This window comes from Streptosporangium sp. NPDC006930 (assembly GCF_040635605.1).
Classification (GTDB): domain Bacteria; phylum Actinomycetota; class Actinomycetes; order Streptosporangiales; family Streptosporangiaceae; genus Streptosporangium.
Map to the genome: position 1 here is coordinate 485,948 of NZ_JBEYID010000004.1, position 14,907 is coordinate 500,854.

A 14,907-nucleotide genomic window follows, 5' to 3' on the forward strand; every position below is an offset into this window, starting at 1 on the left:
TCACGGGCCGGTGTCGGCGCCCGGTGTCGGCGAGGGCTTCGCCTCCCTGACGCGACGCTCCCGCTTTCCCCGCGCGATCTCGGTGCCCAGGGCGTCGAGGTGCTGGTTCCAGAAGTGCCGATAGCGGTCAAGCCACCTGTCCACCTCCCGCAGCGGGGCGGGGTCGACGGCGTACAGCCTTCGGGTCCCCTGGGCACGTACGGTCGCGAACCCGTTGTCCCGCAGCACGCGCAGGTGCTGCGAGACGCCGGGTTGCGAGATCCCGAACTCCTCCTGCACCACGGCGCTGATCTCACCGGCCGCCCGCTCGCCGTCGGCGAGCAACTCCAGGATCCGGCGCCGGACCGGATCGCCGAGAACGTCGAGCGCGTGCATGGCCTCACTGTCTCAGTATCGACTTATATAAGTAAAGTCTGACGCCGATGGGGTGCTCCAGCAGGCCTCAGGGTGTCTCCCACCTGGACGAATGCGCCGCAGGGTGATCCCATGGAAAGGGAGGATGGCCACGGAGGCAGCATCTTCCCCATACGGGAGGACACCATGAAGGCAACCATAGGCGACAAACTGATCGTGGAGGGCGCCCGCAACGGCGATCCTCGCAAGGTCGGCTTGATCATCGAGCTGCGCAACGAGGACGGAAGCCCGCCCTACATGGTCCGCTGGGAGGGCGACGAGCACGAAAGCCTCGTCTTCCCCGGTCCCGACGCCCACGTGGTACCGAGCGTGTCGCGGTAGGAGGGGGACACCGCACCGCCGGCCTGCCCCGCCCGGGTGCCGGTGATTCCCGCCGTGCGTGCGGGCTACGATCACTGATGTGGAACAGCGCGAATTGGGAAGAACGGGCAGGCAGGTCGGCGTCGTCGGGCTCGGCGCATGGCAACTGGGGGCCGACTGGGGTGAGGTCGGCGAGGACGAGGCCCTGGCCACCCTCGACGCCGCGGTGGAGGCGGGGGTCACCTTCGTCGACACCGCCGACGTGTACGGCGACGGACGCAGCGAGCGGATCGTCTCGCGGCTGATCAAGGCCAGGCCCGGGCTGACCGTGGCCACCAAGATGGGCCGCCGCGTCGCGCAGGAGCCCTCGGCCTACACCCTGGACAACTTCCGGGCGTGGACCGACCGCTCCCGCGCCAACCTCGGCGTCGACACCCTCGACCTGGTGCAGCTGCACTGCCCGCCCACCCCGGTCTATGCGACGGACAGGGTCTTCGACGACCTCGACACGCTCGTCGAGGAGGGCCGCGTGGCCGCCTACGGGGTGAGCGTGGAGACCTGCGACGAGGCGCTCACCGCGATCGCCCGGCCGGGCGTGGCCACCGTGCAGATCATCCTCAACGCCTTCCGGCTCAAGCCGCTGGAGAAGGTGCTCCCGGCGGCGGCCGAGGCCGGGGTCGGCATCATCGCCCGTGTCCCGCTGGCCAGCGGCCTGCTGTCCGGCAAATACGACGAGTCCACCGTCTTCGGCGCGGACGACCACCGCACCTTCAACCGGCACGGCGAGTCCTTCGACGTCGGCGAGACCTTCTCCGGAGTCGACTTCGCCACCGGCCTGGAGGCGGTCCGCCGCCTGGCACCGCTGGTGCCGCCGCAGGCCACCATGGCGCAGTTCGCGCTGCGCTGGATCATCGACCAGCCCGGTGTCTCCGTGGTCATCCCCGGTGCCCGCAATCCCGGACAGGCCCGTGCCAACGCGGCCGCCGCCGCCGTGGACGCGCTGCCCGAGCCGACCCTCACGAGGGTGCGGGAGATCTACGACGAGCTGATCCGCCCGCAGGTCCACCAACGCTGGTGAACCGGTGGCCGGGTGAGGCGGCCGGATCAGCTCAGGCGGGCCAGCAGCCGCAGGCTCCGCTCCTCCAGGTGGGCCAGGCCGAGCCGCCGGTGCGTCTCGACCGCCTCGCGGGCGTGCTCACGAGCCCGGTCGGCGCGGCCCAGCCGCGCCGCCAGCTCGGCGAGGACCAGGTGGGTGGAACCCCACGCCGTGCTGCCCGTCCCGGCGACGATCAGCTGGTCGCCGTGCGGGGCGAGCCTGTCGTACAGCTCCTCGGGGTCGGGGACGCCGAGCCCGGCGGCGACCAGGCCCCAGACAGGGATGAGGAAGTCGGCGATCCAGTCGTCCGCGACCTCTGTGCCCCAGCGGGCGACCAGCTCGCGGGCGAGATCCGGACGGCCGGAGTCGAGGGCGGCCAGCACCGCGATCGGGCGCAGCGGCACCAGCGACGGGTCCTCCGCCGAGGCGAGCAGCCCGTCGAGGGTCTCCGCGACCCGGCCGCGCCCCCGGTCGCAGGTGAACATCGTGAGCAGCAGCCGGAACTCCTGCCCCCAGACGCTGGAGCCGTAGCCCATCTTCCCGAAACGGGTGACGAGCGATTCCGCGTCCGCCCAACGGCCTTCGAGGGTGCATCTGGCGGTCTGGGCGATGCGGACCATGGCCTCCAGCTCGGGGCGGCGTACCTCCTCGACCAGCCGTTCGCAGCGGGCCAGATCGAGATCCCAGCCGGTCAGGTCGCCGGCGCGCATCAGGCAGGCCATCCGGAAGACCCGGGCCACCAGCTCGGTGGCTCGCGGCAGATGCGGCAGGGACAGCATCTCCTTCGCGGCCCGCAGTCGCTCGGGGTTGCGGCCGGGCACCCAGCAGGCGAGCAGGTAGTTGTTCAGGGTCCGTGCCAGCAGCGCGGGATCGTCCAGGCCGCGGGCGATCTCCACGGCTCGCGCCGCGTGCCGCTCGCTCTCGGCGCGCCGCGGGCCGTAGTGCAGCTCGACGGCGAGGGTGCCCAGCAGCGCGGCCCGGTCGCGGTCGTCGAGCGGCCCGGCCAGCAGGTCCTCAAGCACGGCGACCATCGCGGTGTCGACCACCCCGTAGGGGCGCCACAACCACAGGGCGAGTCCGCCGGAGACGGTGATCGCGGAGATCAGGGCATCCCTGTCACCCAGCCGCAGGGCGAGCTCGATCGCCTCCTCCAGATCCCGGCGTGCCGCCGCGGCGTCGCCGACCGTACGGCGAGCCTGCCCCAGCTCCGTCAGCAACGCGCACCTGGACCTGCCGCCGTCGCCACGGCCGCGGTCGGCGGGCAGTGAGTTCAAAGCCAGCTCCCACAGCTCGACGGCCTCGGTGTACGCGAGCTGGGCCGTGGCCCGCCTGGCCGCGCGGGAGGCGTACTCCACCGCCTTGGACGCGCCGCCGACCCTGGCGGCCGAGGCGAAGTGATGGGCCAGGGTGGCGGGCTCGGTGCCCGGCATGGCCTCCAGGCACTCGCCCGTACGCAGGTGCAGCCGGGCCCGCGCCAGGCGGCCGAGCCCGGCGAGCAGCGCGTCGCGCACCAGGGCGTGGGAGAAACGGTAGTCGGGGCCACCGGGCGGCTCGGCCAGCAGCCCGCTCGCCACCGCCGGTTCCAGCAGGGCCATCACCCGCTCGGCGGGAATGCCCGTGACGGCTTCGAGCACGTCGATGTCCACCTCGCGCCCGGTGACCGCCGCCGCCCGCAGCAGCTCCCGCGTCTCCTCGGGAAGCCTCGCCGCCCGGCGTTCGATGACGTCACGTGCTCCGGCGGGCAGTCCCGCCACCAGGCAGTGCTCGCCTTCACCCTCGCGCAGGCGCAGCAGCTCGCCCAGGTAGAAGGGGTTGCCGCCGCTCCGCTCCAGCAGCACCTCGACCAGCCGGGGATCGTCGGGAATCCGCCGCAGACGCAGGTAGGACGACACGTCCTGCGCACGAAACAGGGCCGGCTCCAGGTGCATGGTCCCCGGCTCCCCGGACAACGCGCCGAGGGTGTCGCGCAGCTGCGCGGGGTGGTCGCCCGGTTCGGGACGCAATGTCGCCATCACCAGCACCGGGTGGCGTGCCAGCTCGCCCGCGACGAAGGTCAGCAGCCGCAGCGAGGAGGCGTCGGCCCAGTGCAGGTCCTCCAGGACCACCAGGAGCGGGCCGCCGGTGGAGGTCAGCGTCGCCGTCACCCGCTCGTACAGCTCGAACAGGGCGGCGTCGGGATCGAGACCCGGGCTGGAGCCGAGCCCGGGAGGAGCACCGGAGCCCGCCGAGGCCTCACCGTCCGGACCGGGCCCGGAACTCGGAAGGGCCGGGCGAGGATCAGGGCTCGGACGGTCCTGGCCGGGTTCAAAGCTCGGACCGCGGACCGGTGACGCCGTCTCGCCGTGGAACGGGTTCTTCCCGCCGCACTCGCGCAACACCTGGATCCAGGGACGGAACGCGGGGGCCGCTCCGTCGACGCAGCGCCCCCAGGCCACCCGGAAACCCCGCCCGGCGGCCTCGTCGGCCACGGCCCGCGCGAGCCGGGTCTTGCCGATCCCGGCCTCCCCGGTCACCAGCACCACCCCGCCCTTCCCGCGCCTCGCCAAGGCCAGCCGCTCGGCCACCAGACGCAGCTGCGCCTCCCTGGCGACCAGGGTCTCGGCGGTCACGAGGTCACCGGCCCCGTCTCCCGTCGCGGCGCGGGCCGGTGCGGGCCGGACGAGCGCGGCGAGAGACGGCACCGGGTCCGCACCGGGAGACGGGCCGGGAGCGAGGCCGGAGGTCTCCAGCTCGACGGCCTGCTCGAACACCGCCCGCTCCAGGCGCCGCAGCCGCGGCCCCGGCTGGATACCGAGGTCATCGGCGAGCAGGGCGCGGACCCGGCGCAGCGCGGCGAGCGCGTCGGCCTGCCTGCCGGTCCGATACAGCGCCAGCACCAGCAGCTCCCAGAGCCGCTCCCGGTAGGGATGGGTCTCGACCAGGGCCTCCAGGTCCGGCACGCGTGCGCCGCTCTCGCCCAGCGCCAGCCGTGCCTCGAATCCGTCCTCCACGGCGGTGGCCCACAGCTCGCGCAGCCGCGTGACGGCGGGCCGGACGAACTCCTGATCGGTGAACTCGCCCAGCGGCTCACCCCGCCACAGCCCCAGCGTCTCCTCCAGCACCCGGAGCGCCTCCCGGTGGTCGCCGCGCGCCAGTGCCCTGCGACCTTCCTCGGCGCCCGCCGCGAAGCGCGCCAGGTCGATCTGACCGGGAGCGACGGCCAGCAGGTATCCCGGCTCGCGCGTGAGCAGCACCCTCGGCGGGGTGCGCGGCCTGCGGTCGGGCTCCAGCACCCTGCGCAGGTGCGCGATGTAGGCCTGCAGGGTCCTCGTCGCGCCGGAGGGCGGCTCGCCCGCCCACAGCCTGTCGATCAGGCCGTCCAGCGAGACCACCCTGCCAGGCTCCAGCGCCAGCATCGTCACCAGGGCACGCTGCTTCCTGGTGCCGAGGTCAAGCGGGTGACCGGCCTCGTCGGTGACCTCCAGCGGGCCCAGCAGCCGGAAGGTCAGGTGCGTCGAAGAGTCCTCTTTTTCCATGGCGGCCGGAAGCCTACGCTTTCCCACCGTCAATTTCGTGGCCGGTGGATCCGGTTGCCGGCGGGTCCCCGCGACACCGAGAGGCCGCGTGCCCTTCCGTTCTTCCCCGGCCGCACCGGCCGTCAGGGGCGGAGGGCTCTCCTGGTGTGATGTCGACCAGGGTCTCGGCGTACCCGGCGCCGAGGAGGCCGGGGACGGTGCGGCCGTCCGCTGTACCGAGCCCGGGAGCATCCGAGCCGCACCGTATCGGTCGAAGACTCAGGAGGGCCGTGCGTAGGTACCGTCGCGGCGGGCCAGCAGCTCCTCCAGAAGGGCGTCCCACATGGCGCCGACCGATTCCACGTCGTAGGTGGCGGCGGTCGCCAGAGCGCCTTTGGCCAGCCGGCGACGCAGTTCCTCGTCCTCGATGACGCGGTTGAGGGCGGCGGCGAGGTTGGCGTCGGTGCGCGGCGTGACCAGCAGCCCGTCGACCTCGTCAGTGATCATCTCCTTGGGGCCGTGCGGGCTGTTGAAGCTCACGATCGCCAGCCCTTTGGCCATCGCCTCGAGGATCGTCATGGGGAAGCCCTCGTGGCGGGAGCTGAGCGCGAAGATCGAAGCCTTCTCCAACTCGGCGCCGATGTCGGAGGTGGGGCCGGGCAGTTCGACCCTGCCCTGCAGTCCCGCCTCGGCGATCTGGGACCGCAGGTTGTCCTCCTGCGGTCCCGCGCCGAAGATGCGCAGGGTCCAGTCGGGATGGGGGGCCGCCACGGTCCCCCACGCGGCGATGAGGCGGTGGAAGCCCTTGAGCTTGGTCATGCGGCCGACGGCGACCACGACCTTGCCCTCCAGTTCGGAGATCCCGCCGGTCATGGGTGGCACGGCGTTGGGGATCCTCGCCAGCTTCCCAGGCTTTCGCCGCAGCGTCGCGCGGTAGTCGCGCATGTCGGCCTTGGTGAGGGTGACGAGGGCGTCGAATCTGCGGTAACGCCGTTTGATGACCTTCTGCACCTCCTGCGACTGTCCCCGCAGGGCCACGTGCTCCTGGCCGACGGTGATGACGCTCGGCAGGGCCAACTGGGCGAGGGCCAGGTTGAGCCCGGGTCTGGTGGCGATGATGACGCCGGTGTCGACCGAGCGGATCCATCGGGCCAGTCGCAGGTCGGTCCACACGTTGAAGCGGTGGTAGGCGGCCTCCTGCGGCGGGATGAGCCTGCTCGGCATCCTCGACAGCCGGCCGCGCAGGCCGGTCGGCGGGACCAACCTGTCGTCGAGGAAGCGGAACCTCACCCTCGGGTCGATGGGGAAGAACGGCTCCTCCGCCTCCTTGAGGATGGAGACGATCTCCACGTCGTGTCCGGTCGAGGCCAGGTAGCCGGCCAGATTGAAGACCGTTCTGATGGTGCCGCCCATGCCGTACGCGTGCAGGAGCAGGATCTTGACCTGGTGTGTGGACGGGGGTGGCGCGGTCCGTTCACGCCTTCGGTTCCTCGCCTCGAACAGCCGGTAGATCGCCCTCTTGGCCTTGCCCGTCAGTGCACGCACCTGTGGGGGTCCCCTTCTCGCAGGCTTCCGGGCTCACACGCCTGTCTGTCCCCGTGGCGCATGCCCCGCTTTGACCCCTATAGACGCTGCGATGAGACGGAAGGTTGCACGGGATCCGCTCGGGTGCGAGCGGATCCCGGATCTCAACCCGACCTCAGCTCGACCCCAGCCGACTCGTTCGACAGTGGGACCGGTAACGGTGAAAGGGGAGAGGCGATCATGACGATCGGGGACGATCTGCGGCGCGCGGTCAGAGGGCCGGTGCTGGCGGCGGGCGACGAGGGGTTCGAGCAGGCCAGGCGGGCGTGGAACCTCGCGGTCGACCAGCCGGTGGCGGCGGTGGTCGAGGCGGAGGACGCCGACGACGTGGCGGCGCTGGTCACCTGGGCACGCCTCGCCGGGCTGTGCGTGACCGCCCAGCCCTTGGGACACGGCGCGAGCGGCGACGTGGAGGGGGTGATCCTGCTGCGCACCGGGCGGCTGGGCGGGGTGGACGTACGGCCGCAGCAGCGCACCGCGCGGGTCGGGGCGGGGGTGAGGTGGGGCGAGGTGCTCGCCGTCGCCGGACCACACGGGCTGACCGGGCTGGCCGGCAGTTCCTCGGGCCCCAGCGTGGTGGGCTACACCCTGGGTGGGGGGCTGAGCTGGTTCGGCCGCCGGCACGGCTTCGCCGCCGACAGCGTGCGCGCCTTCGACGTGGTCGGCGCCGACGGCGTGCGGGCCACGGTCGGCGCCGAGTCCGACGCCGAGCTGTTCTGGGCGCTGCGAGGTGGCGGCGGCGACTTCGCCGTGGTGACCGCCGTCGAGTTCGACCTGCACCCGGCGCCGCACCTGTACGGGGGACGCGTCATGTGGTCCGGCGAGAGCGCCCCGCTCGTGCTCCAGGCGTTCCGGGAGATCACCGCCGACGCCCCCGACGAGCTGAGCGTCTGGTTCGACCTGCTGCACTTTCCCGGGGCGGCGCCCATGGTCGCCGTGGACGTGACGTTCCTGGGAGAGGCGGGGGAGGCCCAGGACCTGCTGCGCCGTCTGGACAAGATCGACGGAGTGATCTCGGACAGCAGGGGCCCGTTGCGGGTGGCCGAGCTGGACTCCGTCTGCGCCGAGCCCACCGCTCCCGGAGCGGGGGTGAACCGGGGAGAGCTGCTGACCGACCTGGCCGACGAGGTCGTGGCGGCGCTGCTCTCCGCGCCGATCGCCCCGCTGCTGAGCGTGCAGATCCGCCACCTCGGCGGCGCCCTGTCCCGCCCGGCCGCGAACGGTGGCGCCTGCGGCCACCTGGCCGAGCCCTACATGCTGGCCATGCTGGGTCTCTCACCCTCACCCGAGGCGGCCGCCGCCGTACGGGCCCGCCAGGACGCGATCTCAGCGGACCTGGTCCCGTGGAGCAGCGGACGCAAGCCCTACACCTCGCTGAGTCCCGGTGAGCGGGCCACGGCCGCGTTCCCCGTCGACGTGCTGGCCCGGCTGCGCGACCTCAAGCGCTCCCGCGACCCGCACGGCCTCATCCGCGCCAACTACCCGGTGCTGCGCTGAGCGGACGTTCGATCCGCGGCCCGGTCAGCGCAGCAGGGCCCGGCGCAGCGCGACCACCCGTTCGGCGGCGGCTCTGCGGCTGATCTCCGCCTCGGGGATTATCCCGTCGAAGCCGTGGAAGGCCCCCGGGTAGAGGTGGAACTCGGTGGAGACACCCGCCCGCACCAGCCGCAGGGCGTAGTCGAAGCACTCGTCCCTGAAGACCTCCAGCTCGCCGACGTCGATGTACGCGGGGGGCAGCCCCGACAGGTCGGTCGTCCTCGCCGGGGCCGCGTACGGGGAGACATCGTCGCCGCCCGCCCGCTCGCCGAGCAGTGCCCTCCATCCAAAGAGGTTCGCCGCCCGGTTCCACACGACCGCCTCGACGAACTCGTGGCTGGAAGGAGTGGTGTTGCGGTCGTCCAGCATCGGGCAGATCAGGAGCTGGAACGCGAGGGCCGGGCCGCCGCGGTCTCGTGCCAGCAGCACGGTTCCCGCGGCGAGCCCGCCCCCCGCGCTGATCCCGCCCACCGCGAGACGCTCCGGGTCGATGCCCAGCTCGGCGGAGTTCTTGGCGGTCCACACCAGCCCCGCGTAGCAGTCCTCGACCGGCGCCGGGTCCGGGTTCTCCGGCGCGAGGCGATAGCCGACCGAGACGATCACGCATCCCAGCGCCGCGACATACTCGTTGAGGCGCGCGTCCTCCGTCTCCACGTCGCCAAGGATCATCCCGCCGCCGTGGATCCAGTACAGGCAGGGGACGGCGCCCTCCTGTCCGGCCGGCCGGTAGATCCGCAACCGGATGTCGGGATCGCCCTCGGGGCCGGGTACGGTCCGGTCCTCGATCACGACTCGCCCGTCCGGGGCCGGCGGGGGCATCGCCGCACGCGCCGCGTCCAACTGGAGACGGACGTCGGGCAGGTCCTCCAGCCGCATGGCGCCGAAGTCGGCGGCGGGCAGAGGGTTCGCCTCAAGGGCGGCGGCCAGTCCGGGATCGATATTGGGGTGAAGTGCCATGTCACTCACCTAACCAGAAGACGGGGGACGCCGGTTCACACGATCGGTTCTCTCGTCGATCACGCGTGAGCCCGCGCAGCCTCCCAACCGCGAGGTGGTCGCGAGGAGAGCCCCCGGCCCTCCGCGGCCTGCCGCCCACGCGGGAGCCCGGTGAGGAGGTGACGTTCGGGCGGGCGGAGATCGGTGGAACGGATCCGGCCACCCGGATTCGCGGCGAGAAGAACGCGGGCACGGGCCGGGAAAGCCCGGCGCACGACGAACGGTGAATTCTCCGCGGGTCGAGGGAAACGGCCACCGAAAATCTCCGAGTGGAAGCACGGATAAAACCACTGGCATCGAAGGTCGCCTTTGCCCTTCAATGGAGAAAAGGCCGGGGCATCCGCTCCGCACCTCGGAAAGGATCGACGATGAAGTACGGCGCGTCACCGGTGCGGCAGGGAAGCCTTGAGGTGTTTCCACTGCTCGACGACGGTGCTCCGGCTCCCGGAGGGTCAGGTGGCTAATCCTCTCAAGGGAAACCACCGAGCCGCCCAAGACGTCGGTCCAGGCGGCTTCTTCATTTCCCGAACCATGTGAGACCGCTTCGACCAGTGGGCGCGGGAGCCAGTTTCCCCGCTCTCCATAAATTCACAGCACAGCACGTTGAACGCTTTCACGCCTTCTCGCGGGAAGGGGCGAAAGGATTCATCCCGGAAGACACGCCGCAGAGGCCGAATCGGTAAGGCAGCCGGTTTCCACCCGGCAGGACGGGGTTCGAACCCCCGCTGCGGCTCTGCCCTCACAGGAGAAGGGCATGGGACTGGGACTCGGCGACGGGAGTGGCGACCCCCGCCCGGTTCGCAGGCCCGCGGCGCGTCCGGTACGGCCCACGCCAACCGGCCCGGACGCGTGACGGAGCGTAGCTCAGCAGGAAGAGCATCCGGCCAGGGACCGGAGGGCCGCAGGTTCGAGCCCTGCCGTTCCGACGACGCAGTGACTTCCAGCGAAGGCGACCCAGGACGCGACGACTTGAGACGCGACGACTCACGACGCCCAGCGCCCCGGGCCATCGAGCGAAAACGGTCAGGCGACCCAGACGACACAGTGACATCGGCGACACCGGCGTGCCGTACGGCACGCCCGGCCGCTCTGGCCCAACGGCAGAGGCACCGGTTTCAGGAATCGGAGGTTCGGGGTTCGAATCCCCGGGGCGGCACGTACACGGTGATGGGGGGCGCCCGCCCGTCACCGTCGGCGGGAGACTACTCGTCGTGGTGCCAGGGCAGTGGGACGGGTTCGGCGGGGAGGTCTCCGTCCAGGAGATCGGACAGCAGGGCTCCAAGGTTGAGGGGGAAGATCGTTTCATCGGTGGTGAGGAGGTCGTGACGGGTCCACCAGCGGTGCGCCGAGATCAGCGAGCGCTCCAGTTCCTCCTGTCCCGAGACCTCGACGGTGTGTTCGCCGACGCGCAGGAAGAAGAACGAGTCGATCGCGGTGATCTGGACGTCTCCGAACCAGGTGAGGCCGGAGGAGCGGGCCACGACCGGCCCCAGACGCTCTTCCGCGATCTCCAGCCCTGTCTCCTCGCGTAGCTCGCGGACCGCGGCGGCGGTCGGCGTCTCACCGTCGTGCACCCCTCCGCCAGGCGTGATCCAGCAGTGCTCGGCGGGCCACTGCGCGGGGGCCGGGTACCGGAACAGCAGGAGGCGCTCGTCGGCGTCGACCAGCAGGATCCGGGCACTGGAACGTGAAATCGGGGCGGTCACGTCCTCGATCGTAGGAGAGACCGCCCAGCCGGCCCAGCCTTCCCGCTCGCGAGGACCTCGTGTGCCTGTGGCCGGACACTTCCCGGATGGGCCCCCGGCCCTCTCGCTCACGAGGCCCCGTATCTCCGGCGGCGATCTGCCCGACGGTCGTCGGGAGGGCGGGAGCGGATCGACACGAAACGGGTCGTGCCATGCCGCCCGCCGAAGCCGTCAGGCTCCGGCGGGCGGCATGATCGCGGCCGGGTCGTTGACGATCTGGTTGATCACCACGTTCGCGGCACCCCGGGAGGCGGCGCCGAAGCCGTGGTCGGAGGCGATGAAACGACAACGGGCCGCGGGGCCGGCGACGACCAGGCGCTCCAGCTCCGCCTGGGCGAAGGGGAGCAGCCATGCGGCCAGGGTGGCGAAGTAACCGCCTACGACGATCACGCGCGGGTTGAAGAGGTTGACCAGGATCGAGCCGCCGAGCCCGAGCCAGCGGCCGACCTCCGCGACCGCGACCAGTGTCTGCTGGTCGCCGGCGGCCAGGTCGCGGGCGATCTCGGCCACCCGCTCCTCGGGGTCGGGCACCGGGACCGTGTCCAGCCCGTACGCCCGCTCGGGGGTCGCCATGCGCACCAGCGCTGCCAGGCCCACCTTCGTCTCCCAGCAGCCGAACCGCCCGCAGCCGCAGCGCCCGCCGCTCGGGTCGACCGGCAGGTGCCCGACCTCGCCGGAGAAGCCGTCCGCTCCGCGCAGCAGCCTGCCGTTCACGACGATGCCGCCGCCCACGCCGACCTCGCCGGTGAGGTAAACCATGTCGGCCGTACCGGCGGCGACTCCCGAGGTGTATTCGGCGAGGGCGGCGAGGTTCGCGTCGTTGTCGACCGTGATCGGCACGCGCAGCGGGCCGAGGGCGGAGGAGAGCCGGGCGGCGAGCGGCACGTCGTGCCAGTCGAGGTTGGGGGCGAAGGCGACCACCCCGTGGTCGACGTCGACCAGGCCGGGGACCGCCACCCCGATGCCCGCCGGCGCGGCCCCGGCGCGCGCCATCTCCTCGATGGCCTCGCGGGCCGTCAGGCCGAGTTCGCGAAGCGAGCGGCTGGCGCCGCTGCCCGCCGCGTCGAAGCCCAGGCGGCGGTCGACCAGGACGTTTCCTCCGAGGTCGACGCCGTGGACGGCGACGTAGTCGACGTTGATCTCCAGGCCGAGGGCACCGATGTGCGCGCCGTGCAGCGCCACCGCCCGCCGGGGGCGGCCGACCGTGCCGGCGTGGTCGACGCCCACCTCCTGGACGAGCCGCCGGTCGAGGAGCTCGACCATCAGGTTGGAGACGGTGGCCCGGTGCAGGCCCGTGGCCTCCGCGATGTCGGACCGGGAGGTGGACCCGTGCTCGCGCAGGTGGCGCAGGACCAGGGAGAGGTTCGTCCGGCGGAGCAAGGCGGGTCCCGCGGCCTGAGGCGTGCCGCCCACCGTGCGGGCCTGGTGCTGCTCCTGGGTCACACGGCCACCTGGGTTTTATTTGTCTCGGATAGAAATTAATTGGATTTGTAACACACAGGTGTCCTGTCGCGCACCAGGGGGACGGTAACGACTCGGTATCTGTCGTTCGTGTGACGTACACGCGTAAACGCGCGACCGTGTTACGAAAACGTTACGCAGATCGAAACGTTTCGGACCTTGCGCCCCAACCTGGACTGAGCTTTTAATTCGGCCAGTCATGCAAATTAATTGAGGGGAGTGACGTGCACCGTAGCTGGACCGGCAGTCGCAACGGCGGTTCGACGAGCTCGAACAGGTCGGCCGGTACACCCGCCGACCAGGCCACCGTGCGCCGGTCCAACCTGTCCCTGGTGCTGCGTCACGTCAGCGAGTACGGCCCGCGGTCCAGGTCCGTCGTCGCCATGGAGACCGGTCTGAACAAGACCACGGTCACCAGCCTCGTCAGCGAGCTGCAGGCCCGAGGACTCCTCAAGGAGATCGGGCCGCAGCACGCGGGCGCCGTCGGCCGCCCCGGGCTCGCCCTCGCGCTGGACGGGGCGGGTGTCGGAGCTCTCGGCCTTGAGGTGAACGTCGACTACATCGCCGCCTTCGCCACCGACCTGGGCGGCAGGGTGCTGATCGACCGGCGGGTGAGCTTCGACGCGATGGGCTGCGACTCCGAGCGCTCCCTGACGGAGCTGGCCCGGGTGATCGGGGAGGCCATGGCCGAACTCGACCTCCTGGAGGTCAAGGTCGCCGGGATCACCGTGGCCGTTCCCGGTCTCGTCGACACCGCCACCGGCACCGTGGACGTCGCCCCCAACCTCGGCTGGTACGGCGTTCCCGTGGTGGACTGGCTGGTACGCGCCGGAGTTCCCCCGAACGTACCGATCAGCGTGGACAACGACGCCAACCTGGCGGCCCTCGCCGAGTTCACCGGCGGAGTCGCCTCCGGTACGTCCGATCTCGTCTACCTCACCGGCGAGGTCGGCATCGGCGGCGGCGTGATCTCTGGAGGACGCCTGCTGAGCGGCGCCGACGGCTTCGCGGGAGAGGTGGGCCACGTCATGGTCGACCCCTCGGGCGAACGCTGCGGCTGCGGCCGGATCGGCTGCTGGGAGACGAAGGTCGGCCTGGCCGCGCTGGTCCGGATGGCCACCCCCGACCACGCCTACGGCATGCACGACGGGGTGATGCGCGACCCGGAGGAGCGGTTGGCCGAGATCGAGCTGCGGTGGGCCGCGGGCGATCCCCGGGTCGACCTGGCCATCGGCGAGGTGGGCCGCTGGCTCGGTCGGGGCTCGGCCACACTGGTGAACCTCTTCAACCCGCGCGTCATCGTCATCGGCGGCTACTTCGCCAAGCTCGCCGACCGGCTCATCCCGGTGGCGCAGGCGGAGTTGAAGCGGCTGGGCGTGGAGGGATCCGCTGCCCGCTGTGACTTCGTCGCCTCCGATCTCGGCTTCGGCGCGGCCTCGCGCGGCGCCGCCGGGATCGTCACGGAGAGGGTGCTCTCCAACCCCACTGCCATAGACGTCCGCCTGGCGGCACCGGCACCCGAGAAGGAGCGCGAATGAGACGCCATACCTCGTGAGCTCCGGTATCGCCCCATGAACATCCCGTCCGTCCGGCCGGAGAACCGGATTCGTGACGCCGTCGTTCACGCCGACCTCGGCGGCGCCACGCTGGTGCTGTCCGGCCCGGCCGGACGGGCGGGATCCCACTCATCCCCTTCCATCGAATTTCCAGTGAATCCCCATCGAGATTCAGTCGTAAAGATCCACGGAGGCCCCCCATGCCCGAGCCGTCAACCGACTCGGCACCCCTCCTCGTCATGCGAGGGATCGTCAAGCAGTTCCCCGGAGTGCGCGCCCTGGACGGCGTCGACCTGGAGGTCCGTGCCGGCGAGGTGCACTGTCTGCTCGGCCAGAACGGTGCCGGGAAGTCCACCCTGATCAAGACCCTGGCCGGTGCCCACCAGCCCGACGAGGGGACGATCACGCTGAACGGCGAGGAGGTGCGGCTGTCGAGCCCGATCGCGGCGATCAGGCTCGGGATCTCCACGATCTATCAGGAGCTCGACCTGGTGGACGGGCTGAGTGTGGCCGAGAACGTGTTCCTGGGTCATGAGCCGGCCCGGATGGGGTTCGTGAGCCGCGGGGAGGCGGCGCGGGCGACGCGGGAGTTGCTGGCGCGGCTGGGGCACGCGGAGATCCGCCCGTCGGTGGAGGTGGGGCGATTGTCCCCGGCGGCCAAGCAGGTGGTGAGCATGGCGCGGGCGCTGTCGCACGACACCCGGTTGATCATCATGGACGAGCCG

Annotated in this window: 11 protein-coding genes and 3 tRNA genes; 8 read left to right on the forward strand and 6 right to left on the reverse strand. The window is 71.5% G+C overall.

Features of this window, described 5'->3' with window-relative positions; translation table 11 throughout:
- On the reverse strand, positions 1-375 hold the full coding sequence (locus tag ABZ664_RS10750) for a metalloregulator ArsR/SmtB family transcription factor (protein WP_362506269.1): 375 nt from the start codon (positions 373-375) through the stop codon (positions 1-3).
- Between the two features lie 165 nt (positions 376-540).
- On the opposite strand from ABZ664_RS10750, the gene ABZ664_RS10755 reads away from it, so the two are divergent.
- Both ABZ664_RS10755 and ABZ664_RS10760 read left to right on the forward strand, forming a co-directional pair.
- Positions 541-735 carry a DUF1918 domain-containing protein gene (locus ABZ664_RS10755; RefSeq protein ID WP_362506272.1) on the forward strand — a complete coding sequence of 65 codons (195 nt, stop codon included), beginning with the start codon at positions 541-543 and terminating at the stop codon, positions 733-735.
- A gap of 79 nt (positions 736-814) precedes the next feature.
- Positions 815-1,792 (forward strand): aldo/keto reductase, encoded by a 978-nt coding sequence (locus ABZ664_RS10760; protein WP_362506275.1) that lies wholly within the window; start codon positions 815-817, stop codon positions 1,790-1,792.
- A gap of 26 nt (positions 1,793-1,818) precedes the next feature.
- Here the strand turns inward: ABZ664_RS10760 and ABZ664_RS10765 are convergent, their stop codons facing one another.
- Both ABZ664_RS10765 and ABZ664_RS10770 read right to left on the reverse strand, forming a co-directional pair.
- The gene (locus ABZ664_RS10765; RefSeq protein ID WP_362506278.1) at positions 1,819-5,325 is read right to left on the reverse strand and encodes a BTAD domain-containing putative transcriptional regulator; all 3,507 of its coding nucleotides are present in this window, start codon (positions 5,323-5,325) and stop codon (positions 1,819-1,821) included.
- Between the two features lie 258 nt (positions 5,326-5,583).
- Positions 5,584-6,849: a glycosyltransferase family 4 protein gene (locus ABZ664_RS10770; protein WP_362506281.1), complete on the reverse strand. Its 1,266-nt coding sequence runs from the start codon at positions 6,847-6,849 to the stop codon at positions 5,584-5,586.
- Positions 6,850-7,068: 219 nt separating this feature from the next.
- Here ABZ664_RS10770 and ABZ664_RS10775 point away from each other — a divergent pair, with 219 nt between their 5' ends.
- Positions 7,069-8,385: an FAD-binding oxidoreductase gene (locus tag ABZ664_RS10775; protein WP_362506284.1), complete on the forward strand. Its 1,317-nt coding sequence runs from the start codon at positions 7,069-7,071 to the stop codon at positions 8,383-8,385.
- A 24-nt stretch (positions 8,386-8,409) separates the two neighbouring features.
- On the opposite strand, the gene ABZ664_RS10780 is transcribed toward ABZ664_RS10775, so the two are convergent.
- Entirely contained in the window at positions 8,410-9,381 is a 972-nt protein-coding gene (locus tag ABZ664_RS10780) for an alpha/beta hydrolase (RefSeq protein ID WP_362506287.1), read from the reverse strand.
- Positions 9,382-10,081: 700 nt separating this feature from the next.
- On the opposite strand from ABZ664_RS10780, the gene ABZ664_RS10785 reads away from it, so the two are divergent.
- The 3 genes from ABZ664_RS10785 (at position 10,082) to ABZ664_RS10795 (ending at position 10,576) form a co-directional block, all read left to right on the forward strand.
- Positions 10,082-10,153 (forward strand) — tRNA-Gly (locus ABZ664_RS10785).
- 120 nt (positions 10,154-10,273) lie between these two features.
- A tRNA-Pro gene (locus ABZ664_RS10790) sits at positions 10,274-10,346 on the forward strand.
- 157 nt (positions 10,347-10,503) lie between these two features.
- Positions 10,504-10,576 (forward strand) — tRNA-Leu (locus ABZ664_RS10795).
- A 46-nt stretch (positions 10,577-10,622) separates the two neighbouring features.
- Here ABZ664_RS10795 and ABZ664_RS10800 read toward each other — a convergent pair.
- Both ABZ664_RS10800 and ABZ664_RS10805 read right to left on the reverse strand, forming a co-directional pair.
- Positions 10,623-11,126, reverse strand: coding sequence for an NUDIX domain-containing protein (locus ABZ664_RS10800; RefSeq protein ID WP_362506290.1), 504 nt, complete (start codon positions 11,124-11,126; stop codon positions 10,623-10,625).
- 210 nt (positions 11,127-11,336) lie between these two features.
- On the reverse strand, positions 11,337-12,608 hold the full coding sequence (locus ABZ664_RS10805; protein ID WP_362506294.1) for an ROK family transcriptional regulator: 1,272 nt from the start codon (positions 12,606-12,608) through the stop codon (positions 11,337-11,339).
- Between the two features lie 242 nt (positions 12,609-12,850).
- On the opposite strand from ABZ664_RS10805, the gene ABZ664_RS10810 reads away from it, so the two are divergent.
- Positions 12,851-14,164 carry an ROK family transcriptional regulator gene (locus ABZ664_RS10810; protein ID WP_362506297.1) on the forward strand — a complete coding sequence of 438 codons (1,314 nt, stop codon included), beginning with the start codon at positions 12,851-12,853 and terminating at the stop codon, positions 14,162-14,164.
- Positions 14,165-14,382: 218 nt separating this feature from the next.
- A partial coding sequence (locus tag ABZ664_RS10815; protein ID WP_362506300.1) for an ATP-binding cassette domain-containing protein occupies positions 14,383-14,907 on the forward strand: 525 nt, incomplete at its 3' end.

Bases quoted from the DNA above. Each gene is read 5' to 3' on its own strand.
- ABZ664_RS10750 (WP_362506269.1), bottom strand. From the start codon at position 375: ATGCACGCGCTCGACGTTCTCGGCGATCCGGTCCGGCGCCGGATCCTG.
- ABZ664_RS10755 (WP_362506272.1), top strand. From the start codon at position 541: ATGAAGGCAACCATAGGCGACAAACTGATCGTGGAGGGCGCCCGCAAC.
- ABZ664_RS10765 (WP_362506278.1), bottom strand. From the start codon at position 5,325: ATGGAAAAAGAGGACTCTTCGACGCACCTGACCTTCCGGCTGCTGGGC.
- ABZ664_RS10775 (WP_362506284.1), top strand. From the start codon at position 7,069: ATGACGATCGGGGACGATCTGCGGCGCGCGGTCAGAGGGCCGGTGCTG.
- ABZ664_RS10780 (WP_362506287.1), bottom strand. From the start codon at position 9,381: ATGGCACTTCACCCCAATATCGATCCCGGACTGGCCGCCGCCCTTGAG.